Annotated in this window: 17 protein-coding genes, 1 rRNA gene and 3 pseudogenes; 4 read left to right on the forward strand and 17 right to left on the reverse strand. The window is 69.5% G+C overall.

Annotation, left to right across the window (positions count from 1 at the left end):
• Positions 1-10: 10 nt before the first annotated feature.
• Positions 11-1,267 (forward strand): bifunctional 3,4-dihydroxy-2-butanone-4-phosphate synthase/GTP cyclohydrolase II, encoded by a 1,257-nt coding sequence (locus tag CWT12_RS07350; RefSeq protein WP_237564389.1) that lies wholly within the window; start codon positions 11-13, stop codon positions 1,265-1,267.
• Positions 1,264-1,740, forward strand: a complete 477-nt coding sequence (ribH, locus tag CWT12_RS07355; protein ID WP_161924305.1) for a 6,7-dimethyl-8-ribityllumazine synthase — start codon at positions 1,264-1,266, stop codon at positions 1,738-1,740. The genes CWT12_RS07350 and ribH overlap by 4 nt, the downstream gene beginning before the upstream one ends.
• Before the next feature lie 41 nt (positions 1,741-1,781).
• On the opposite strand, the gene holA is transcribed toward ribH, so the two are convergent.
• The 4 genes from holA to CWT12_RS07375 form a co-directional block, all read right to left on the reverse strand.
• Complete coding sequence (gene holA, locus CWT12_RS07360) at positions 1,782-2,822, reverse strand: DNA polymerase III subunit delta (protein WP_161924306.1); 1,041 nt, start codon at positions 2,820-2,822, stop codon at positions 1,782-1,784.
• Complete coding sequence (locus tag CWT12_RS07365) at positions 2,819-4,555, reverse strand: ComEC/Rec2 family competence protein (RefSeq protein ID WP_161924307.1); 1,737 nt, start codon at positions 4,553-4,555, stop codon at positions 2,819-2,821. The genes holA and CWT12_RS07365 overlap by 4 nt, the downstream gene beginning before the upstream one ends.
• Positions 4,552-5,343 (reverse strand): ComEA family DNA-binding protein, encoded by a 792-nt coding sequence (locus CWT12_RS07370; protein WP_237564076.1) that lies wholly within the window; start codon positions 5,341-5,343, stop codon positions 4,552-4,554. Before CWT12_RS07370 ends, CWT12_RS07365 begins: the two co-directional genes overlap by 4 nt.
• A 99-nt stretch (positions 5,344-5,442) precedes the next feature.
• Entirely contained in the window at positions 5,443-6,240 is a 798-nt protein-coding gene (locus CWT12_RS07375; protein WP_337247923.1) for a DegV family protein, read from the reverse strand.
• Between the two features lie 261 nt (positions 6,241-6,501).
• Here CWT12_RS07375 and CWT12_RS07380 point away from each other — a divergent pair, with 261 nt between their 5' ends.
• Positions 6,502-8,496 carry a helicase HerA-like domain-containing protein gene (locus tag CWT12_RS07380; protein WP_161924308.1) on the forward strand — a complete coding sequence of 665 codons (1,995 nt, stop codon included), beginning with the start codon at positions 6,502-6,504 and terminating at the stop codon, positions 8,494-8,496.
• A gap of 118 nt (positions 8,497-8,614) precedes the next feature.
• Here the strand turns inward: CWT12_RS07380 and CWT12_RS07385 are convergent.
• The 10 genes and pseudogenes from CWT12_RS07385 to CWT12_RS07420 all read right to left on the reverse strand — a co-directional run bounded on the left by CWT12_RS07385 (position 8,615) and on the right by CWT12_RS07420 (position 18,387).
• Positions 8,615-11,574, reverse strand: a pseudogene (locus CWT12_RS07385) (leucine--tRNA ligase).
• A gap of 202 nt (positions 11,575-11,776) precedes the next feature.
• Positions 11,777-12,247 (reverse strand): HIT family protein, encoded by a 471-nt coding sequence (locus CWT12_RS07390; RefSeq protein ID WP_161924309.1) that lies wholly within the window; start codon positions 12,245-12,247, stop codon positions 11,777-11,779.
• 17 nt (positions 12,248-12,264) lie between these two features.
• Positions 12,265-13,023, reverse strand: a complete 759-nt coding sequence (locus CWT12_RS07395) for a metal-dependent transcriptional regulator (protein ID WP_161924310.1) — start codon at positions 13,021-13,023, stop codon at positions 12,265-12,267.
• On the reverse strand, positions 13,020-13,577 hold the full coding sequence (locus CWT12_RS07400) for a vitamin K epoxide reductase family protein (protein WP_237564077.1): 558 nt from the start codon (positions 13,575-13,577) through the stop codon (positions 13,020-13,022). The genes CWT12_RS07395 and CWT12_RS07400 overlap by 4 nt, the downstream gene beginning before the upstream one ends.
• Positions 13,565-13,759: a hypothetical protein gene (locus CWT12_RS13950; protein WP_237564078.1), complete on the reverse strand. Its 195-nt coding sequence runs from the start codon at positions 13,757-13,759 to the stop codon at positions 13,565-13,567. Before CWT12_RS13950 ends, CWT12_RS07400 begins: the two co-directional genes overlap by 13 nt.
• A 159-nt stretch (positions 13,760-13,918) precedes the next feature.
• On the reverse strand, positions 13,919-15,430 hold the full coding sequence (locus CWT12_RS07405; RefSeq protein ID WP_237564079.1) for a metallophosphoesterase family protein: 1,512 nt from the start codon (positions 15,428-15,430) through the stop codon (positions 13,919-13,921).
• On the reverse strand, positions 15,427-15,738 hold the full coding sequence (locus CWT12_RS13955; protein WP_237564080.1) for a hypothetical protein: 312 nt from the start codon (positions 15,736-15,738) through the stop codon (positions 15,427-15,429). The genes CWT12_RS07405 and CWT12_RS13955 overlap by 4 nt, the downstream gene beginning before the upstream one ends.
• Before the next feature lie 5 nt (positions 15,739-15,743).
• Complete coding sequence (locus tag CWT12_RS07410; protein ID WP_374939211.1) at positions 15,744-16,568, reverse strand: HAD-IIB family hydrolase; 825 nt, start codon at positions 16,566-16,568, stop codon at positions 15,744-15,746.
• A gap of 68 nt (positions 16,569-16,636) precedes the next feature.
• Entirely contained in the window at positions 16,637-16,810 is a 174-nt protein-coding gene (locus CWT12_RS07415; protein ID WP_161924311.1) for a methionine/alanine import family NSS transporter small subunit, read from the reverse strand.
• Between the two features lies 1 nt (position 16,811).
• Positions 16,812-18,387 (reverse strand): annotated as a pseudogene (locus CWT12_RS07420) (sodium-dependent transporter).
• A 412-nt stretch (positions 18,388-18,799) separates the two neighbouring features.
• On the opposite strand from CWT12_RS07420, the pseudogene deoD reads away from it, so the two are divergent.
• A pseudogene (gene deoD / locus CWT12_RS07425) lies at positions 18,800-19,515 on the forward strand (purine-nucleoside phosphorylase).
• A gap of 150 nt (positions 19,516-19,665) precedes the next feature.
• On the opposite strand, the gene CWT12_RS07430 reads toward deoD, so the two are convergent.
• The 3 genes from CWT12_RS07430 to rrf all read right to left on the reverse strand — a co-directional run bounded on the left by CWT12_RS07430 (position 19,666) and on the right by rrf (position 21,186).
• The gene (locus CWT12_RS07430; protein WP_337247883.1) at positions 19,666-20,142 is read right to left on the reverse strand and encodes a NifB/NifX family molybdenum-iron cluster-binding protein; all 477 of its coding nucleotides are present in this window, start codon (positions 20,140-20,142) and stop codon (positions 19,666-19,668) included.
• Positions 20,143-20,197: 55 nt separating this feature from the next.
• Positions 20,198-20,953, reverse strand: a complete 756-nt coding sequence (gene ppgK / locus CWT12_RS07435) for a polyphosphate--glucose phosphotransferase (RefSeq protein WP_161924313.1) — start codon at positions 20,951-20,953, stop codon at positions 20,198-20,200.
• Between the two features lie 116 nt (positions 20,954-21,069).
• Positions 21,070-21,186, reverse strand: a 5S ribosomal RNA gene (gene rrf / locus CWT12_RS07440).
• Positions 21,187-21,311: the final 125 nt, after the last annotated feature.

A 21,311-nucleotide genomic window follows, 5' to 3' on the forward strand; every position in this document is an offset into this window, starting at 1 on the left:
GCAGGGCCGCATGGTCATCGTGGTCGACGACGAGGGCCGGGAGAACGAGGGAGACCTCGTCTTCGCGGCGGACACGGCCACGCCCCAGCAGCTGGCATTCGCGATCCGCCACTCAACGGGCATCATCTGTGTTCCGACGACGGCCGGTGAACTAGACCGCCTGGACATCCCCATGATGACCGAGCACAACACCGATCCCAAGCGGACGGCCTTCACGCTGAGCGCCGACGCCAGCCTTGGGATAACCACCGGCGTGAGCGCGGATGACCGGGCACGCACCATTCGCGTCATAGCCGACCCCGGGTCGGCGCCGGCCGACCTCGTCCACCCCGGCCACGTGTTCCCCCTGCGTGCACGCGAGGGCGGAATCCTGGCGCGCCGTGGGCACACGGAGGCCGCCGTCGATCTCATGCGCCTATCGGGACACCGGCCGGTCGGGGTCCTAGTCGAGATCGTCAACGACGACGGAACCATGGCGCGCCGCCACCAACTACGGGAGTTCGCCGACGCGCACTCACTGCCCATGATCTCGGTCGAGGACCTGGAGCGCTTCCGGTGGCTGCACGAGGAGCTCGTCGAGAAGGTCGTCACCGCGCATCTGCCCACTGCGCACGGGGAGTTCACCGCGCACGCCCTGCGCTCCAGGGTAGACGGCGCCGAGTACCTGGCACTCGTGTGCGGCAGTATCGCGGACGGTGAGGATGTCCTCACCCGAGTGCACTCCGCCTGCCTGACCGGCGACGTGCTGTCCTCCCTGCGCTGTGATTGCGGTCCGCAGCTACGCGCCGCGATGGAGGAGATCAGCGCTCGCGGACGCGGTGTGCTTGTCTACGCCTCCGACCACGAGGGGCGCGGCATCGGCCTGATCGACAAGCTGCGGGCCTATGCGCTTCAGGAGGCGGGCATGGACACCCTGGATGCCAACGTCGCCCTGGGGCTGCCGGTTGATGCGCGCAGTTATGCCACGGCCGCCCAGGTGCTGCGTTTCCTGGGAGTGCGCTCGGTGGAGCTCATGACGAATAATCCGGACAAGGTTACGGGCCTGGAGCGTTACGGGGTGCGCGTTTCCGCCCGGCGGGCGACCCCGACCTTCACCAATGGGGAGAACCTCGCTTATCTGCGTACCAAGCGCGATCGCATGGGCCATCTGCTCGCCGGCCCTGAGCTCGGTGATGCATCGCCCGCAGTCGTACCGCAGTCCGCTGATCCCGCCGCCAGCGTTCGACCCGCACACACCAGTACCAGAGCAGAAGGAGCAGCACGATGAGTGGAACCGGGGCACCGGAGCAGAGCGCGCCGCACGCGCCAGGCATGCGGGTGACGGTTGTCGCCGCGCAATGGCATGAGCAGGTCATGGACGGCCTGCTCGCGGGGGCACTGCGAGCCGTTGAGGACGCGGGGGCGCAGGCAAGCGTCGTGCGGGCGGTCGGTTCCTTCGAGCTGCCGATCCTCGCTGCCGCTGCCGCGCGGGGCGGGGCCGAGGCCGTGGTTGCGCTGGGAGTCGTCATCCGCGGCGGCACCCCGCACTTCGACTACGTGTGCCGGGCCGCCACCGATGGGCTGAGCCGAGTTGCCCTGGACACCGGGGTGCCGGTGGGGTTCGGCCTGCTCACCTGCGATACCGAGGCCCAGGCGCTGGCCCGTTGCGGCGCTCCGGGATCCGATGAGGACAAGGGCTACGAGGCGGCGTGCGCGGCGATGAGCACAGCGCTCACGCTGGCCCGCCTCGCGGACGGCTGAGCAGTGGGGGCCCGCGCCCGTCGCCCGAGGCGGGCGCGGTCCTAGGAGGCGCGCCGGGGAAGCCGGCCACGGCGGGCGTCACAGATCGTGAGCACCGCGCGTTCGACCGCGTAAACAGGGTCGCGGGAGGCGCCCTTGACCTCGGCGTCGGCGCGGGCCACCGCCTGGATCGCAACGGCGAGGGCGTCATCGGACCAGCCGGCCAGTTCACGGCGGGCGCGATCGGCCTGCCACGGCGCCATGCCCAGGTCGCGGGCCGTCACTCCCCGGCGACCGCCCATGGCGGCAACCCGGGCGAGCTGACGTATCTTCATGGCCAGGGCGGCGACGATGGGCACGGGATCGGTGCCGGTAGCCAGGGCGTGCCGCAGGGCGGTGACGGCCTTGACGACGTTCCCGGCCGCGGCTGCGTCGGCAACAGTGAAGCCGGTGGCCTCGAAGCGGCCGGCGTAGTAGGTGTTGACTGCCTCTACGGTGATCGTTCCCTGGGTGTCGCTAACCAGCTGCTCGGCTGCGGCGCACAGTTCCCGCAAGTCGTTGCCGAGGGCGTCCACCAGTGCGCCGACGGCCTCGGGATCAATGCGCCGTCCGGCGCGCCGCACATCCGCACCCACCAGGGCGGCCTTGTCCTTGGGGGACTTCACCGCCTGGATAGTCACTACCGGGTAGGGGGACTTGGCCAGCGCCTCCAACAGCTTCTTGCCGCGCTGGCCGCCATTGTGCCGCAGTACGACGACGACGTCTGGGGCGGGTGCCGGCACATAGGCGAGTAGGTCGGTCAGCAGCGCGTCAGTCATCTGCTCAAGGGAGGGGATGAGCACTAGCTTGGGCTCACCGAACAGGGACGGTGATACCAGCGTGTCCAGCTGGTGGGACTCGTAGGTGGCGGCCTCCACGGTGCTGACCTCCGTGGCCGGGTCCTGCTGACGTGCCTGGGCCAGGAGCCGGGCGACGGCCCGGTCGGCCAGCAGCTCCTCTCCCGCTCTTATCAGCACGATGGGCGCGAGGCGCACCTCGTCCCAGGCGGGTCCGTCGGGGTACGACGCGCGCCGCGGGAGGGTCGTGAGGTTGCCATGGCTCATAGCCTGCCACGCCTGCGCCGACGAAGCGTGCGACGCCGCCCCCGCCAGTAGGCGGCGGCGATCACTGCGGCTTCAATACCCGCCAGCAGTAGCGCCCCGGTAATGTGCCCCGGCCAGTTGACCGATGCCCCGGGCAGGCGGGCGAAGGCGCGGGCCACTAGTACCAGCCAGGCGCATGACGCCGTCGCCGGCCAGGCTATGAGGACCGCGGCCCGCGGGCTCAGCGGTGACACCAGGGCCGCGAGGATGCCGCACACGGTTGCCACCGGCACCGGTGGGGCGGCGAGCACATTTGCCGGCACCGACCAGATCCCTACGGTCGGGCGCAGCAGCACCAGCACCGGGGCGCAGGCGAGCTGCGCAACCAGCGGGAGCGCCACCCCGGCGGCCAGTGGACGTGGCAGGCGCCGGGACAGCACGGCGGTCAGCGGCGCAGAACCGAGGAGGATGCCGGCCGTGGCAAGCACCGACAGTGCGAAGCCGTAGTCGCGGGCCTGCCAGGGATCAAGCAGCAGCAGGACGATCACGCCCGCGCTGAGGGCGGGCAGGGAGGCGGAGCGCCGTCCCGCACCCACGCCCAGCAGCATCACCGCGCCCATAGCCGCCGCCCGCAGCACGGATCCATCCGGCCGCACAAGCACCACCAGCCCGGCCAGAACCAGTGCCCCCACGGCGGCGCGCGCCCATCGGGGCGCAGCCCCCAGGGCGGCCAGCACCAGCCCCAGGACGATGGCGACGTGCTGGCCGGACACTGCGGTCAAATGCGTCATAGAGACAGCCCGCATGTCCTCCCGCACCGGCGTAGGCAGGGCGTGGTCGTCGCCGAGGGCGACGCCGGGCACCAGGGCGCGGGTACCGGCAGGCCAGTCCACTCCGGTCCGCGAGGGGTCCGCGGCAGGCGCGGTCGGCTCTGGTCCCACGGCGTCGCCGAGCCCGTCCCTTAGCCGCGCCACGATGCTCAGGAGGCCCGTGGCCGGGCCGGTCACGCTCACGGTCGCGTTGGCGCCGATGATGGCCGCCTCGCTCTTACCGGGGGCAGCGGGGCGCAGCCGCGCCCGCACCCGCACCGGCGCCCCCAGGGGGACCGCCAACCAGTCGGCGTCTCCCAGGACAGTGGCAGTCAAGTGTGAGGGGGCACCGTCGACGGCGTCCACGGACAGCGCGGAGAGTACGGTCGTGCGCCTGGATGTAGCGGTGGCACGCGGAGTACGGGTGAGCGTGCCAGTCAAGGTGACGGTGCGCTCCTCCTGTGCGGCGATTGTGAGCGGGTCGCGAGCGCGGGACCAGGAGTCGGCTGCTGTCACGGTCAGCACTGCCGTGATGGTCAGGGCCAGGGCAAGCAGGGAGGCCGCCAGTGAGCCTACGGCCGAGTCCTCAAGGTAGCCCGCCCCGGGCCTGGGATCGTGCCGGTGACGAGGAGGGCGGAACCGTGCCGCCGCCGCGCCGAGTGGCATCGCCGCGGCCACGGCGACCAGTGCCCCCAGCAGAGCTGGGGACCAGGGGCGGGGCCCACCCAGACCCACAGCCCAGAAGGCGGACGCCCAGGCCGCTGCGGCGGCTGGCGCCAGCCGCAGGTCCAACGGTTCCGGGGCGCGGTCCCTGGTGGCATGACGAGTGCGAGGGCGCGGGGACAGGCGTCGCAGCGTACTGGGCTCGTCCCAGGGCGCGACGTCCGCGCGGGGCGCGTTGCGGCCCGCGGGGCGTCGTTGTAGGAACCGGCTCGTTCGACTCATACCGCCGCCCGGTCCCGTAGGGCCTCGAGCTTGGCCGCACCGATGCCGGAGACACTCGTCAGCTCGTCTACAGAGGCGAAGGGGCCGTGCTCATTTCGGTAGTCGACGATGCGCTGGGCCAAGGCCGGACCGATACCGGGCAGCGCCTCGAGCTCGGCGGCGTCAGCGGTGTTGATGTTGACGCGCCCGCCGGCGGTCGTGCCCGAGCCCTCACTGCCGGTGGCGCCGGAGTCGGATCCGGCCTGCTCACCTATGCCGCCGCCGGTGTTCCAGGCAGAGGCGTCCTCCCCCACGTGTGGTACGCGCACCTGTTCGCCGTCGCTCAGGGTGCGGGCGAGGTTGAGCTGGTCGGTATCCGCGTCGGGCAGCGCTCCGCCGGCGGCGTCGATGGCATCCACGACCCGCGCGCCCGCCGGGAGCACGACCACGCCGGGACTGCTCACGGCTCCGGCCACGTGCACCACCAATTCGCCGGCCATGCCCGTGCTCACAGCGGTGCTCTCCGGGGCCTCGGGACCCGGAGCCGTTGCGGTGGCCGGGGGAGTTTCGGGAGCGGGCGCCCGTGAGTCGGCTTGGGGCGTCGACGGCGGCGCCATCAGGACTGTCCTGAGTGCCAGGGCGAGTGCGACCACCACCAGGGCCATGCCGACGCCGATTGCCGCCCTGGGGGCGAGGGCGAGGCGACGGGGACGGCGCACGGGCTCCGCGGGGTCGGTAGAGCAGGCGATACGCACGAATTCGTCCAGGGAGCGCCTGCCCACACGATCCGCCACCCGCTTGCCGCTCATAGGCCGACGGTAGAGGTATCGGGCACGGTCCGTCCCGAAGGCTGTGGGGACTGCCTGCCGGGCCTGTGGCGACAGGAGCCTGTGGACGACGGGGCGTCCTTACCGTGGCTGATCCAGGTGCGGTGCAACCACGATCCCGAGGGCGCCCGGTCCCAGGTGGACGCGGCTGGCCGGGTCGGCGGGTGAGCGCATGATGGACTCGACGACCGCTCCTGCCTCAACCATCGCGTCGGCCAGGTCGTTCTCCAGGGCGCGTCCGGCGGCGGGGTCGTCGCAGTAGTGAACGGCGAGTCGCACGGGTGCGGCCGGGGGGCGCGGACCAGTCAGCGATGTTCCGCCGGCCGCGCGCACCGCCTGCGCGATCAGGTGTCGGCGGGCGCGGGCGGCGCCCCGGACCATCTCCACAACGCTGATCCCCTGCGGCCCGGTGGTCAAAAGGGGCCGGATCCCCAGGGTGCCCCCGGCGAATGCGGTGGCACGGTCAATCCTGCCGCCGCGGCGCAGGTATGACAGGTCCTGGACCAGGAAGAACAGGCGGGAGCGGGCTACGGACTCGCGCGCACGCGCGGCCCCACGGCGGGCGTCATCGGCCTCCGCCGCTGCCACTGCGGCCAGCCCCAGCGCGCCGCCGGAGGCACCGGAGTCCAAGGTCGTCACCGCCACCCCTTCTGCGGCCAGTTCGCGTGCGGCTATGCGGGCGTTGTCCACGGTGCCGGACAGTGCGGAGGCGAGGTGCAGGGCCAGCACCTCGTTTCCTCCGGCAGCCGCCTTGCGGTAGGCCTCAGCGAGTTCAGCGACTGCCGGGCGCGCGGTCGTCGCAGTACCGGCGTCGTCCTCCGTGGTGTGCAGGGGATAACGACAATCCCGCGCGCATCTGCGAGCGCGGGGGGCAGGCAGGCTGCCGAGTCGGTGACCACCGTGAGCGCCATGCTAAAAGCGTATGCCCCCGGCCCGGGCAGCCGGGTGAACGGCGGCTGCTTGTCACGGGCGTGTCAGACCAACGGCGCGGTGATCGCAGCCACAGGGAGGTACCAGACGCCGGTGCACTCGTCCGGTTCGCGCCGGACTCCCTCCCCGGCTAGCAGGAGGCACGGATCGGCCGCCCCGGAGATAACGGCCGACAAGACGCAGGCGGTTACGTCCGCATACGATGCGGGCATGACGAGCAGCACACCGGACCCAGCCGAGATCGCCCGCCTCAAGGCCGCGGCGGCACAGGCGGCCGCCGACGCAGCCGCCGCCAAGGCTGCTGCGGCGCAGGCGGCACTAGAGGCGGCGCTGGCCGCCCAAACCGAGTCCACCGCCGAGTCCTCGTCCCAAGCCATCGACGCGCCGGCTCAGCCGCAGGCACCTGGAGACGGGGACCCAGCGGCCGCGGAACCGACGCCCTCCGCTTCATCGGCACCCAAGGACGCCCCGGCCGAGGGGTCGGAAGCACCGTCCGGCTACGCCGCCCGCGTGCGAGACGGCTACGCCTTTGCCGGCCCCGTGTTGCCGGTGGGCACCTACCTGGCTTACCCCACGCAGGAGGAACCGGCCCAGGAACCGGCCGCAGAACCCGCCCCGGTGCCCGGCGTGAATGTGGGAATCCCGCTCGGTCTGCTCAACCGTCACGCCCTGGTCGCCGGCGCCACCGGCACCGGCAAGACCCGCACGCTGCAACTGCTTGCGGAGGGCCTGTCAGCCGTGGGCGTGCCGGTGTTCCTGTCCGACATAAAGGGTGACCTAACGGGCCTGGCGGAGGCCGGCACCGCCTCAGACAAGCTCGTGGCGCGCAACGCCGCCACGGGGCAGGCGTGGCAGGGGCGGGACTTCCCACTGGAGCTGTTCACGCTCGGCGGCCCGGAGGGGACAGCGGCGCAGCCGGCCTCGGCCGCGGGCGCCTTAGCCGGGACTCCCATCCGCACCACGGTGACGGCCTTCGGCCCGGTGCTGCTGGCCCGCGTGCTGGGTCTGAACGATACCCAGACCTCCGCGCTGGAGCTCGTGTTCCACTGGGCGGATGCGCAGGGGCTGGCACTGATTGATCTGAAGGACCTGCGCAGCGTGGTCGACTACCTGACCGGCACCGAGCAGGGCAAACAGGAGCTGCGCGGCATCGGCGGTGTGTCCAGTGCGACCGCCGGAGTGATCCTGCGGCAGGTCTCCGCCCTGGAGGCCGCCGGCGGCGCGGTCTTCTTCGGGGAGCCGGCCCTGGACGTACGCGACCTGCTGCGGACCGCCGCCGACGGTCGCGGCGTCATCTCCTCCCTGGAGCTGGCGGACATTCAGTCCCAGGGGAGGCTGCTGTCCACCTTCCTGATGTGGCTGCTGGGCGAGCTGTTCGAGGTGCTGCCCGAGGTCGGGGACCCGGATAAACCGTCGCTGGTGTTCTTCTTCGACGAGGCTCACCTGCTCTTCGACGGCGCTGGCAAGGCCTTCCTGGAGGCGGTTACCCGCACGGTGAGGCTGATTCGCTCCAAGGGGGTCGGCGTCGTGTTCATCACCCAGTCCCCCACGGACGTGCCCGAGGCGGTGCTGGCCCAGCTCGGCAGCCGTATCCAGCACGCGCTGCGGGCGCACACGCCGGCCGACGCCGCCAAGCTGAAGCAGGCCGTGTCCACCTTCCCGGTCTCGCCATTGGATCTGACGCGGGTGCTGACCGGCCTGGGAACCGGGCAGGCGGTCGTATCGGTGTTGGATGAGAAGGGCCGACCCGCGCCGGTGGCGCCCGTCGTCGTGAATACCCCGGCTGCGGTGATGGGTCCGGCACAGCCGGCCACGATCCAGTCGGTGCTGGCGTCCTCGCCGCTGCGCCACAAATACGCAGAAGCGGTTGACAACGAGTCCGCCTACGAGTTGCTGACCAAGCGCGCCGAGGAGGAGGCCGTCCGGGCCGAGGCCGCGCGCGCGGAGGCCGAGGCGCAGGCGGCCGCCCAGAAGGCTGCGCAGGAGGCGGCCAAGGCGCAGGCGAAGGCGGACGCCGCGGCCGCCCGGGAGGCCCAGCGCACCGCCGAGCGGCTGCAGCGGGAGGCGGAGAAGGCGGCCGAGCGCGAGCAGCGGGCCCGGGAGCGGGCGGCAGAACGGCGCCAGCGTGAGGTGGAGAAGCTGATCGGCTCCGCCGGCCGCCAGATCACCCGCTCCATACTGGGAAACATCCTGCGCGGCCGCTGAGCCTGGCCCGCAGCACGTCGGCGCCCGGCGTCTCACACGCCGACTATCGACCTGGTAATCGTCATCGGCGTGTGCATCCTGGTGTGACCGGACACGCGCCCGGCGGGGCGCCGCCCCCTCACTCGGGGACGACGGACACCAGCTTGGGGGCGCGCACGATCACCTTGCGCACGCCGCGGCCGTCCAGAGCGCGGACCACACCGGGGGCGGCCAGGGCCAGCTTCTCCAGCTCGGCGGCGTCGATGTCGGGGTCGACCTCCAGGCGGTCACGGACCTTGCCCTTGACCTGCACCACGCAGGTGACCTTCTCGGCCGCCAGGAGCGCCTCATCGGCGACGGTCGGGAAGGACTCGTGGGCGAGGGAGCGGCTGTGCCCGAGGCGCTGCCAGATCTCCTCGCAGATGTGCGGGGCGACGGGCGCGGCCATGAGTACCAGGGCCTCCACGGCCTCGCGCGGAACCGTCTTGAGCCCCGTGAGGTGGTTGTTGAGCACGATCAACTTCGCGATCGCCGTGTTCAGGCGCATGCCCTCATAGTCCTCGCGCACGCCCACGGTGGTGCGGGCGACCAGGCGGCGGGTCGCCTCATCGGCCGGGGCATCGGAGACGGTCACCTCGCCGGTGGTCTCGTCGACGACGTTGCGCCACAGCCGCTGCAGGAAGCGCTGGGCGCCGGCGACGGCGCGGGTGTCCCAGGGACGGTCCTGGTCGAGCGGGCCCATGCTCATCTCGTAGACGCGGAAGGTGTCGGCGCCGTAGGCGTCGTACATGTCGTCGGGGGTGACGATGTTCTTCAGGGACTTGCCCATCTTGCCGTACTCGCGGCTGACGGGTTGCCCCTGCCAGGTGAATACGGGCTTGCCGTCCTCGTCCTGGGTCTCCTCGACCTCGTCGGCGGGCACGTACTGGCCGCGGGCGTCGGTGTAGGCGTAGGCCTGCACGTAGCCCTGGTTGAACAGCTTGTGGTAGGGCTCGGAGGAGGACACGACCCCCAGGTCGAACAGCACCTTGTGCCAGAAGCGGGAGTAGAGCAGGTGCAGGACGGCGTGCTCAACGCCGCCGACGTACAGGTCGGTACCGCCGGAGACGTTGCCGCCCTCGGGGCGGGGACCCATCCAGTAGGCCTCATTGGCCGGATCGACCAGGTGCTCGGCGTCGGTCGGGTCTATGTAGCGCAACTCGTACCAGCAGGAGCCGGCCCACTGAGGCATGGTGTTGGTCTCGCGGCGGTAGGTCTTGAGCCCGTCGCCAAGGTCGAGCTCGACCTCCACCCACTCACTCGCCTTGCCCAGCGGCGCCTCCGGGGAGGAAGTGGCGTCGTCGGGGTCGAAGGTGCGCGGAGAGTAGTCGCTGACCTCGGGCAGCTCCACGGGGAGCATGGACTCCGGCAGGGCGTGGGGGCGGCCGTCCTCATCCCACACGATCGGGAAGGGCTCGCCCCAGTAGCGCTGGCGGGAGAACAGCCAGTCGCGCAGCCGGTAGGTGACGGCGCCGTGGCCGTAGCCCTTGGACTCCAGCCAGGCGGTCATAGCCGCCTTGGCATCGTCCTTGCCCATGCCGTTTAGGTTGATCTCGGCGTTGGCGGAGTTGATGATCTGCCCGTCGCCGGTCCAGGCGGCCTCGTCCAGGGAGAATCCCTCCGGCGGGCAATGGTGGCGATGACGTCGAGGTCGTAGGCGCGGGCGAAGTCCCAGTCGCGCTGGTCGCCGGAGGGCACCGCCATGATCGCGCCGGTGCCGTAGCCCATGAGCACGTAGTCGGCGACGAAGACGGGAACCTGTGCCCCGTTGACGGGGTTGGTGCCGAACAGGCCGGTGAAGACGCCGGTCTTGGTGCGGTCCTCATCGGTGCGCTCCGCCTCGGTGGCCTGGGCGGCGCGGGCCCGGTAGGCGGCCACCGCCTCGGCCGGGGTGGTGTAGCCGCCAGTCCAGGCGTCGCGGGTGCCCTCGGGCCAGGCCTGCGGCACGGTCAGGGCGGCGGCGTCGTGCTCCGGGCTGGCGCCGGACAGGCCACCCAGCAGCGGGTGCTCCGGGGCGACCACCATGAAGGTGGCTCCGAACAGGGTGTCGGGGCGCGTGGTGTAGACGGTCAGCTCGTGCTGGCTGGCTCCGACGGCTTCGGCCCCGGGCAGCGCGAAGGTGACCTCGGCGCCCTCGGAACGGCCGATCCAGTTGCGCTGCATGGTCTTGACCTTCTCGGGCCAGTCCACCGTGTCCAGGTCCTCGGCCAGCCGGTCGCCGTAGGCGGTGATGCGCATCATCCACTGGCGCAGGTTCCGCTTGAACACCGGGTAGTTGCCGCGCTCGGAGCGGCCCTCGCTGGTGACCTCCTCGTTTGCCAGGACGGTGCCGAGCCCCGGGCACCAGTTGACTGGGGCGGAGGAGACGTAGGCGAGCCGGTGGGAATCGACGACGTCAGCCTGCTCCCCCGGTGTCAGCTCCGCCCACGGGCGCCCGTCCGGGGTGGGCACCTGCCCGGAGGCGAGCTTCTCGATCAGTTCGCTCACGGGGCGGGCGGCGCCGGTGCCGCGGCCGTCGCGGCGTGGGGCGTCCGGGTCGAACCAGGAGTTGTACACCTGCAGGAAGATCCACTGGGTCCAGCGCACGTAGTCCACGTCGATGGTGGCCAGAGAACGGCGCGGGTCGTGGGACAGGCCCAGGCGGCGCAGCTGGCGGCGCATGTTGGCGATATTGGCCTCGGTGGAGATACGCGGGTGCTGTCCGGTGGCGACCGCGTACTGCTCGGCCGGCAGGCCGAAGGCGTCGTACCCCATGGTGTACAGCACGTTCTTGCCGATCATGCGGGTGAAGCGGGCCACGACGTCGGTGGCGATGTAGCCCAGCGGGTGCCCCACGTGCAGCCCCTTGCCGGACGGGTAGGGGAACATGTCCAGCAGGAAGAACTTCTCCTTGGCGGCGTCGGGGCCGGCCAGGGAACCGACGGGGTTATCGGCGTTGAAGGTCCCCTCGCGCTCCCACCGGTCCTGCCAGGCGGTCTCCAGGCGTCCGGCAAGGTCGGCCGTGTACCGGTACGGCGTGGGGTTGTCGGTGGTCTGCTGCGACCGGCTGTTCTCCGTCATTGCGGGAGTGCTCCCTCAAGGCTCGTGTGGATGGGGCGGGGCCGCTGCGCCGTCGGCGAGCAGGCCGAACGGCGCGCGGCCCCGTTGCTGCGGGCCAGCCTATCCCCCGTCCGGCCCGGTGCCGGCGCCGGTCCGGCTGGTGGAGCCGCGACGCCGGTCACGTCGAGCGCCCGGCGGGCATTTGTGCGGGCCGAGAGTGGCCTCAGGCGAGTGCCGGGGATCCCAGGGCAGCGGGCACGTTCCCGCCCCAGCCGTCCTCCCGCAGGCCGACGCGCAGGCGCTCCATGGCGGCGTCAAGCTCGGCGGCGGGCACGTCGTGGCGTGCGGCCGCGGGGGCCACGTCCGCCTCGGCGCGGATGGGCAGCACGTGCAGGTGCAGGTGGTCGACCTCGAGGCCCACCACCAGTACGGCAGGGCGTGCAGCTTCGAATACACGCGTCTGGGTACGCCCGATGCGCTTGGCTACGACGGCCAGGTGGGCGATGAGCTCGTCGGAGGCGTCCACGTAGGAGGCGACCTGCTGCCGGGGCACGATCAGGATGTGCCCGTCGGTGTGTGGGGCGATGGTGGCGAAGGCGACGCAGAGCTCGTCCGCCCAAACAAAGCGTCCGGGGATCTCGCCGTTGATGATCTTGGTGAACACCGATGGTGCGGGGCTGGTTGTGTCGGTCACAGCCCCAGCGTAGATGATCAGGCGCGTGTCGCTGCCGGTTCCGGGCGCGCCAGCACCCACAGGCTCCCTGCCGGAACGGCCGCGTGGTAGTCCCGCCCCGCAATACCCTCGCCCTCCCGCACCGCCCGTACGGTGGTGTCGGGGCGGCCGCCGTCGGCTGTGCCGCCCGCGTCGTGGCCCAATACGAGAACACGTGTATCCAACCCAATACCTGCGCGGGACAACTGCTTGAGGACCTCCGCATCGTCGCGGATGCGGCCGACCACACCGGTCTGCCCCACGCGCAGCGACTCGACGGCACACAGGTCAGGAACTGTGACGCGCCCATCCGGATCCGGGATGGGATCCCCGTGCGGGTCGCGTACGGGATGCCCCAAGGCGGCGTCGAGCGCGGCAAGCACCCGGTTGGAGACTGCGTGCTCGAGCACCTCCGCCTCGGCGTGGACCTCATCCCACTCGAAGCCGAGTGCCTCCACCAGATAGGTTTCCAGCAGACGGTGGCGGCGCACCATCTCCCGGGCCAGGTGCCGTCCCCGCTGCGAGAGCGTGACCGCGCGGTACGGGGCGTGTTCCAGCAGCCCCGCCTCTACCAGTCGTGCCACATTCTCCGAGGCGGTCGACGGCGCCACCCCCATGCGTCGGGCGAGCCCGGTGATCGAGGCGCCCTGGCCGCCCCATTCCGACGCCGCCCAGACGGCCTTGAGATAGTCCTGAGTCACCGCCGAGCCGTCAGCCGTGGGATCTCCCGCGTCCTCGGCGCGTTGCGCCTGGCTCACCGCAGCATCGCCACCCAGCCGTCCCAGAAGGCCACGAGCACAATCGCAGTGATCACGGCGTACAGGATCCCGGCGATCCACCAGCGCCCCGCAACCAGCAGGCGGACGGCCGCCGCGGGCAGGCCCAGGTGGTCGCCCTGCGCAGCTCGGGCCCACGTATTGGTGGCAATCGGAATCGTCACCACCCAGATCACGGTGCAGAAGGGGCACAGCTTGCCGAAGTCCAGCACCGAAACCCCCAGGAACCAGGCGACGAAGCCGATTCCGCAGGCCGTACCGGCCACCAGCCCCCACCACACCCAGCGAGGCAGCCGGACGCCCGCGACCAGCAGCAAACCGATCAGGAGCAGTACGGCGAAGGCCATGGCCCCGATGAAGGAGTTCGGGGCGCCCAGCAGGTTTCCCTGCCAAACGTTCAGGGAGTCCCCGCAGGACACCAGCGGATTCACATCGCAAAGAAGGTCCGCCTCGGGTACGCGCAGCTGCTCGAGCTGGCTGACAATCAGCTCCCAGCAGGCGCCGATGCCGATCAGCGCGCCTACTACCAGCAACATCCCGTAGGAGCGAGGAGCGCCGGAGGCCTGCTGCCAGGGACGCAGGCCCGGTGTCTGGTCCGCCCCACTGCTTCCAGGGACGGCACCGGCACGGGCGCCCCCTCCAAGTAGGCGTCCAGCTCCTCCTCGCTCATCGCGTCGATCATCGCGTCAACCTCGGCCTGCGTGGGCACATGCGCCATCTGCGGAACTCCTCGGCCTCTCCTGGGATACGAATTCTGGGATTCTGGAACTCTGTGATGTGGAAGTGCCCCGGCCCTCCGGAGCGTTCCTCCATTGTGCCTCACGGCCGCGGCGGAGCGGGCGGGCCCGGCTCATGCCTCGAGCCTCCGCCGGCGCTGTCAGGATGCCTCCTGCTGCGCCGCGGGCACCGGCTGCCACGCGCCAACCGTGACGGAGGCATCCGGATGCAGGACGACGGCACGCCAGGCAGTCAGCTCGCCGTCGGGGTCGAAGGACAGCACGTGCAGATATGCGTCCTCGGTGACCTGTCCGATGGAGGTCCCGCCCTTCCCGGCCCCGGACACCAGTTGCGTGACATCAAGGTTTCCGCCGACGCTGGTCTTCACGCCTCTTTCCTGGTGGACGTGCCCGGCAATCAGCACCGGCGCGCAGCCCTCCGCGACAAGAGGGGCGAAGGTATAGGGCTGGTGGATCAGGACCAGGTCGACCCGACTGCCTGCATCCGCGGCGCGGCAGGTTGTCGCTGCCAGCCGACCGCCGAGCTGCACGGCGTCCTCCTGCCCGCGCCTGACCGTGCCGGACGCGGAGGTGCGGTCCGGATCCGTGTCACCGAGCACGTTCAGGCCGCCTACCTGTTGCACGGTGCCGTCGGTGACGGTCCAGCCCTGGGCGCGCAGGCGCGCTACGGTGGAGTCGGAGTCATGGTTGCCGATGGTGGCAACGCGCGCGACACCCGGGGGCACGGCGTCGGACAGGGCGTCCACGCAAATCGACTCCGGCTGGCTCCCGGTCATGGTCAGGTCGCCGTCATCCATGTGGATATCGGCGTCGGCGAGCTCGTCTAGGACGCCCGCAAAGGAGATCACATCCAGGTTGCAGTGCAGATCGGTGGTCAGCACGGCAGTGGTGTTGCGCTCCGGGTCGACTGCCCAGGCCCCGGTTACCGGTGCGTTGGTGGTTGCCGCCGGGGTCGGCTCCGCGCCGAACCTGGCGGTTGGGTTCGGCGTCGGCGCGCCCGTGGGCGTCGGCGTGGATGCGGGGACGAGTGGCGTGGTTCCACGAAGCGTTGCCGCCTCGAAGGCGGACCGCACCGATACCTCATCCACGACCCCATCGGAGGCGGTGACATCCACTGCGCCGTCGGTCGCCTCAGCGGCCGTCCATGCCGCCCGCAAGTTGTTCTCCGCCGCCGTGTAGAAGGCCTGGTTCTCATCTATGAACTGCGCAACGCGGCCACCATACGCCTGCACGATATCCGCGACTCGACCGGAAAGCCGGGCATTGGCAAGGGGCGTGCCCGCCAGGACCTGCAGACGGTTGCCCGGCTCTGGAGCTGAGCGCACCGCCGGCACGACGAGGGCGATCGCCACCGCGGTGACCGTCGTCACGAGCACTGTTGCCGCCGCATGCGGAAGACGGCGCGACGCCCGCACGTGCGGGCGCAGTCCCGACAGCCGAGCGACGCTCACCAGGCTCAGCAGGACCGACTCGATCAGGCCTGCGCGCCGCAGCGCGTCATCCGCGAGGGCACGCACTCCCCGTTCAACCGTCAGCTCGGGGTGGGTCATCAGGGCTACGTATGCGGCGCCGTCGGAGCTCAGTACCCGGCCGAGAGTCTCTGCCGATACCGCTTCCGGATCGGGTTCTCCCGGAATCTCCCCGACCGTCACCTCCACCCCGAGGGGCCGGCGGGCGAGTCCATGGTCACCGATCCCAGTGGCCCCAGGTCGACGCCGAGGGTGGAGTCGAGGGTGACCGACCACGTGGCCTCGTGGGGCCCCAGGGGCGAGGAGGCGCAGGCCGTCGACACACCGATGGCTAGCGACATGAGCCCGGTCAGCACCAGCAGGGTGATGGTGCGCACGGCCGTGCGAAAGCCGGTGGTGCGTGCACGCCACCAGTCCTTGATGATGGCGCGTGCGCTGCCGAGGCCATCGCGGAGGCCGTGGCAGGCGCGCCGCCAGGCAGCGTTCGGCATGGGATTCAGCTCGGGTCACCGGCCGCCAGGCGGGCGGCTAGGTCGGTGACGAATGCGGCCGTGTCCTCCCAGGTGTCAACCGCCTGGCAGGCCACACCGAGCGCCTTAACCGGGTAGTCATTGCCCTCGGGGTCAAGGCGGTCACCGATGAAGAGCATCTGCTCCAGCGGTATGCCGGTGACCTCGGCGAGCCTCCTCATGCCGTAGGCCTTGTCAATGCCCTTCCGGGTGATGTCCACGCTGGTGGAGCCGCCGGAGCGGACCTCCAGGTCCGGCAGGAGCGCGGCAACGGCGTCACGCAGCCGTCTCTTCTTCTCCCCCGTCGGATCCCAGGCCTGTTTCGCCTCCAGGGGCGCCTGCTGCCCCAGCGCCGAGAAGGTGATCTGGCTGCCCCGGTCCTCCAGTGCCGGCCCCCAGGTCTGTTCCTCCCACAGTCCCAGACGCCGCGCCTCGGCCTCCACGACGGCGAAGGCACGCTTCACCTGTTCCGGATCGAGGTCATTGGCGTAGACCAGCTTCCAGTCGCCGTCGCCACGGGTGTAGTAGCGCGTCCCGCAAGTGGGCATGAGGTGAAGCTGCCCCAATTCCTCGGCGCTGGCACCCAGACGGGAGAGCACCTGCTCGCGGAACTGCCCGATCTGGCCGCCGGAGATGATGCACACGGGCACCACATCCAGTAGAGCGCACAGGGCGGTGGCCATTGGTGCCGGCATGGGCGACTTGGAGGGGGCTAGTGTCCCGTCCAAGTCGAAGGCAACCAGCCGGGGCCATGCGGAGGCGGGTTCCACGGGGGCCGGTAGCATCGCGTCCTGGTCCTGAGTCGAAGGCATGTGTCGCATTGTGTCCCAAGCCGGCAGCGCCGGGAAACCCGGGTCAGCTGTTGGAGGATTCGCACCTGTCACTTGGGTTCCTGTGGGTGGTTCAGGTGCTCGTGCGCCGCGGCGAGGGCCGCCTCACGTGCCTCAACGTCCTCACGACGCCCCCGCACGATCAGTGCCGTCACGGAGACGGCCAGGCCGCCCCAGATGATGACGATTGCGACGAGCATTACTGCGATCGCCTGACCAGTCATGTCATTTCACCTCCTCGAGCACGTCCAGGTCGAGGGTGTGTAGTCGTCAACCGGCGTGCGCCAGGGCATCCGCGTGAAGAGAATCGTCGCGACGGCAACCAGGAAAATGGTGCCCCAACCGAATACGCCCTGCATGCCCGCCGAGTACTCGTCGTAGCCGCTGGTTACATAGGCCCACACGTTCTGGATGAACATGTATCCCAGCAGCAGCGGGGCGACGACGGCGACGAGCGCCCGCCACCAGCCGCCGATGATCCGGGTGTCGGAGACGAGGTTCAGGTGCCGCTGTAGCTCCTTGAGACGACGCAGCACCAGGCCCAGGCCGACGCACATCACGATCGCGGAGCCAACCACTCCGATGTAGTTGATGTAGGCGTCAACGATGTCAAGATCCCACAGTCCTGAGGCTGTGCCGAACAGCAGCAGCGAGAGTGCGGCACTGGGAAGGCCGGCCGCCAGGGTCGCCTTGCCATTGGACCAGCCGAGCTTCTCGCCTACCGCCGGAGTGACCACCTGGAGGATGGAGATGAACGAAGTAAGGCCCGCCATTGAGAACGATGCGAAGAACAGCACGCCGAACAGCGACCCGCCCGGCATCTGGGAAATAACCGTCGGGAAGGTGATAAAAGCCAGCCCCACTCCCTGGATTCCCTCCAGCTCGGCTACCGTCACGCCCTCCACATGGGCCATGAAGCCGAGGGTGGCGAACACGCCGATGCCGGCGAGGATCTCGAAGGAGGAGTTGGCAAATGCCGCGGTGAACCCTGTACCCACGAGGTTGGAGCGACGCTTGAGGTAGGAGGCGTAGGTGAGCATGATGCCGAAGCCAATAGACAGGGAGAAGAAGATCTGCCCGAAGGCCGCCACCCACACGGTGTAGTCCGTCAATCGGCTCCAGTCGGGCGTGAACAGAGTATTGAGCCCGTCGGTGGCCCCGGGGAGCATGATCGCCCGTGCCACCAGGACTACAAACATGATTACCAGCACCGGCAAGAAGACCCGGTTGGCTCGCTCCACCCCTCGGGAAATGCCCCGGGCTACGACGAAGATGCCGAAGGCCCAGACGAGGGCCAACGGAATGACCACCCCGATGACCGGGATCGGCGAGTAGCCGGGGTGGAGGAGTCAGCCAGCAGGTTCTGCCCGATATAGTCGCTGAAGAAGCCGGCGGCGTCATCACCCCAGGCCGTGGTCAGGGAGAACAGCGTGTAGCGCAGCGCCCAGGCAACGATCACCGCGTAATAGGTCATAATGACGAAGCAGATAAAGACCTGCCACCAGCCGAGCCACTCGAACCGCCTGGACACGCGGCGGAAGACTGCCGGAGCCGAGCCCCGGAAGCGGTGGCCAAGCGCGTAGTCCAGGAAGAGCACAGGCAGGCCGGTAATCAGTAGCGCAACGATGTAGGGCACCATGAAGGCGCCGCCGCCGTTGTTGTACGCGGTGCCGGGGAACCGCCAGATGTTACCGAGTCCGACAGCAGATCCGATGGCGGCCAGCAGGAAGCCTAGCTGGCCACTCCACTGTTCGCGCGCGGGCATCTTCGCGGCTGTTGGCGATCCGGGACTGGAGGGCATTGAGAACCTTCCGGGTTGTTGGAAGCCGGCATACCCGGCTGCCCATGCGTGATAGCACAGGGCTTGGAACAGTAGGACGATAGTCGCAGGCGTCCGGGGCGCCTACCACGTCCCGCCATGCGGACGCCTCTGTACGCTCCCCCACCTCCCGCGCTCTCCGTGGCGGCGCCAATAGCGCCCCGACTAGCCCCGGCAGCCCTGGCGCGTGGCGCTCAGAAGGGCTCCGGCCGGGTTACTGCAGACCGAGCGACTACGTCAGTAATAACGTGATGTCCAGCAGGACATCTGGAGCATGCCGCACGGCACCCGCGCGTTCCAGGTGTGCGACACTGGCATGTCACGCATCTAAGACACCGGGCACCTCCGGGACGCCTGGATGCGCAGCACACTGATTGTGATCGAGAGGACAACCATGGCCACGCCTCATATAGCCGCCGAACCCGGAGACTTCGCACCTGCGGTACTCATGCCGGGGACCCACGCCGCGCTCAGCGAATCGCCGAGAGCTTGCTGGATGACGCCAGACTGGTTACAGACGTGCGCGGCATGCTCGGTTTCACGGGAACCGTTGGCGGCAAGCCGTTGTCAGTCATGGGCTCGGGAATGGGGCAGCCGTCCTTCTCCATTTACGCCACCGAGCTGTTCAGCCAGTTCGGAGTCGAACGCATCATCCGTGTGGGGACCGCAGGCGGGATCGGCAAGCAGGTGCATGTGGGTGATGTGGTTATCGCAACCGGCGCTCATACCGACTCCGCAATGAACCAGCTACGCATCCCGGGCGTGAACTTCTCCGCTGTGGCAGATTTCCGCCTCGCGATGGCCGCGTACAGTGCGGGCATCGATGCCGGCCTTTCCGATCGCCTGCACACAGGGACGATCATCTCCCGTGATCACTTCTACTTCACGCCGGAAGGGCAGACGGAGCGCTTATCGGCGTACGGCACGCTCTGCGTGGAGATGGAGGCCGCGGCCCTTTACGGAGTGGCCGCCGAATTCGGCAAGCAGGCACTGGCAGTGCTGACGATCTCCGACCACCTGCTGGATCACTCCGGTGATATGAGCGCCGCGGAGCGCGAGACGCATTTCCAGGACTCCCTGCGTCTTGCGGTGGCCGCCGCGCTGAGCTGACCCGACAGCCGTGGTGGGCCTGCGCGCGTTACGCGGACCCACCACGGCTGTACGACTCCCTGACAAGACCTGCCAGCGCTACAAGGAGGTAGGCGCGCTGCCTGCCGATGCCCGAGCGCCGTCTCGATCTTGGGGCCGCCGACGCCTGAGTCATCGCTGGCTAGCGTCGTTAGGGTCAGCGCCCTGGGACTCCGCCGCCGCTAAGGCCGTGACGACCGCGGCACGGGCGCGTCCGCCCGGTGTCCCCAGCAGCCGCAGGCCCATCCGTGCCACTACCCGCTGCATGCCGCCACCCATATGCGTGGCAATGATGGTGTCCACGCGGTGCTCATTCAAGAACCTGACTATGCGCGCGTGGTGCGCTCCATGGCTGCCGGCGTCATGGGCCGTGTCCCAGCCGACCTCGAACTCCTGCCAATCGGTGATGACCCCGGCGGAGGCAGTCACGACCGCAACGCGAGGCGCCCGACCAAACCTGGGCTCAACCTCACCGTCCGCGGTAACCGGAATCAGGACAGTAGAAGTTGGGCCAGTGAGCGGATCCGTATGCGCTTGCGTCATGGCAACAGGTTGAACGCTATCGGCGAGGCCCGGTATACCCCGGTGCCCTGGTGTCTGGTCCCTCATCCCGGCCGGGGCGTCCTCAGCGATCGCCGGTACCCCGATGCCCTGGTGTCGGGTTCTATTGCTGGGCCGCACGGCTCGCCTGGTAGGCCGCACCCACGATGCCGGCAGTATTGAGCAGCTGCGCAGGCACGATCGGCGCCTTGAGCTCGAGCCGCGGCAGGAACTTATCGTGCTTCTTCGACACGCCGCCGCCGACCACGAACAGATCCGGCGAGAACAGCATCTCCAGATGTGAGTAATAGCGCTGCAGCCGCTTGGCCCACTTCTTCCATGACAGGTCTTGTAGCTCGCGCTGCCCGGACGAGGCGCGCTTCTCCGCATCGTAGCCGTCGATCTCGAGGTGCCCGAGCTCGGTATTCGGCACGAGCGTTCCGTCGACGATGATCGCCGAGCCGATGCCGGTTCCGAGCGTCGTCACTATGACCGTTCCGCTGACGCCCTTGGCTGCGCCGAAGGCAACCTCTGCTAGTCCTGCGGCATCCGCGTCGTTCAATGCCGTTACCGGACGACCCAGGTGCCGCTGCATCAACTCATTGACATCGGTACCGGCCCAAGACTCGTCCAAGTTAGCGATGAAGGGAACCGTCCCGTGCACGATCGGAGCTGGAAACGCGACACCTACGGGGACGTTCGCGCTTATGCCGAGTCCTTCAACTAACTGCCTGCACACTTCCGCTACGGCGTCCGGCGTGGCCGGCTGAGGAGTGGGTATGCGTATACGATCGCCGACGAACTCGCCGGTGTCAAGATCGACCCTGGCACCCTTGATGCCCGATCCTCCAATATCGATCCCGCATGCCACCGCAGTCATTGCATCCTCCTCGTAGCGACCTCTCGCTCGCGTTCAGAGGATAACCCAGTAGCGCATGTTGACGCGCCCGATTCGGCGCTTCGATTGTTGTGTGTGTGGTTGTGGGTGGGTGGGTGTGCCGGCGGTGTCCTACTCTCCCGCCCGCCTGTCGGGGCAGTACCATTGGCGCTGGGGGCTTAGCTTCCGGGTTCGGAAATGGGTCCGGGCGTTGTCTCCCCGCTGTGACCACCGGCACGACCCGCCCGCCCCCAGCCACACGCACTAGCCGTGGTGCCTGCCCCCCACTGTGTGGGGTGGTTTGGGTCTGGTGTCGTACCCCAGCCAGCATCCCCCTGCCGTGGTGCTGGCCGGGTGGGGT

It is taken from the genome of Actinomyces sp. 432, assembly GCF_009930875.1.
In the GTDB taxonomy this organism is placed as follows: domain Bacteria; phylum Actinomycetota; class Actinomycetes; order Actinomycetales; family Actinomycetaceae; genus Actinomyces.

Excerpts from the sequence above, each read along its gene's own strand:
- CWT12_RS13955 (WP_237564080.1), bottom strand. The coding sequence starts at position 15,738 with ATGCCGAACGCTGCCTGGCGGCGCGCCTGCCACGGCCTCCGCGATGGC.
- ribH (WP_161924305.1), top strand. The coding sequence starts at position 1,264 with ATGAGTGGAACCGGGGCACCGGAGCAGAGCGCGCCGCACGCGCCAGGC.
- CWT12_RS07370 (WP_237564076.1), bottom strand. The coding sequence starts at position 5,343 with ATGAGCGGCAAGCGGGTGGCGGATCGTGTGGGCAGGCGCTCCCTGGAC.
- CWT12_RS07400 (WP_237564077.1), bottom strand. The coding sequence starts at position 13,577 with ATGTTGCTGGTAGTAGGCGCGCTGATCGGCATCGGCGCCTGCTGGGAG.
- holA (WP_161924306.1), bottom strand. The coding sequence starts at position 2,822 with ATGAGCCATGGCAACCTCACGACCCTCCCGCGGCGCGCGTCGTACCCC.
- CWT12_RS07410 (WP_374939211.1), bottom strand. The coding sequence starts at position 16,568 with ATGCCTTCGACTCAGGACCAGGACGCGATGCTACCGGCCCCCGTGGAA.
- CWT12_RS07380 (WP_161924308.1), top strand. The coding sequence starts at position 6,502 with ATGACGAGCAGCACACCGGACCCAGCCGAGATCGCCCGCCTCAAGGCC.
- CWT12_RS07415 (WP_161924311.1), bottom strand. The coding sequence starts at position 16,810 with ATGACTGGTCAGGCGATCGCAGTAATGCTCGTCGCAATCGTCATCATC.
- CWT12_RS07350 (WP_237564389.1), top strand. The coding sequence starts at position 11 with ATGGTCATCGTGGTCGACGACGAGGGCCGGGAGAACGAGGGAGACCTC.
- CWT12_RS13950 (WP_237564078.1), bottom strand. The coding sequence starts at position 13,759 with ATGGCGCATGTGCCCACGCAGGCCGAGGTTGACGCGATGATCGACGCG.
- CWT12_RS07365 (WP_161924307.1), bottom strand. The coding sequence starts at position 4,555 with ATGAGTCGAACGAGCCGGTTCCTACAACGACGCCCCGCGGGCCGCAAC.
- CWT12_RS07430 (WP_337247883.1), bottom strand. The coding sequence starts at position 20,142 with ATGAGGGACCAGACACCAGGGCACCGGGGTATACCGGGCCTCGCCGAT.
- ppgK (WP_161924313.1), bottom strand. The coding sequence starts at position 20,953 with ATGACTGCGGTGGCATGCGGGATCGATATTGGAGGATCGGGCATCAAG.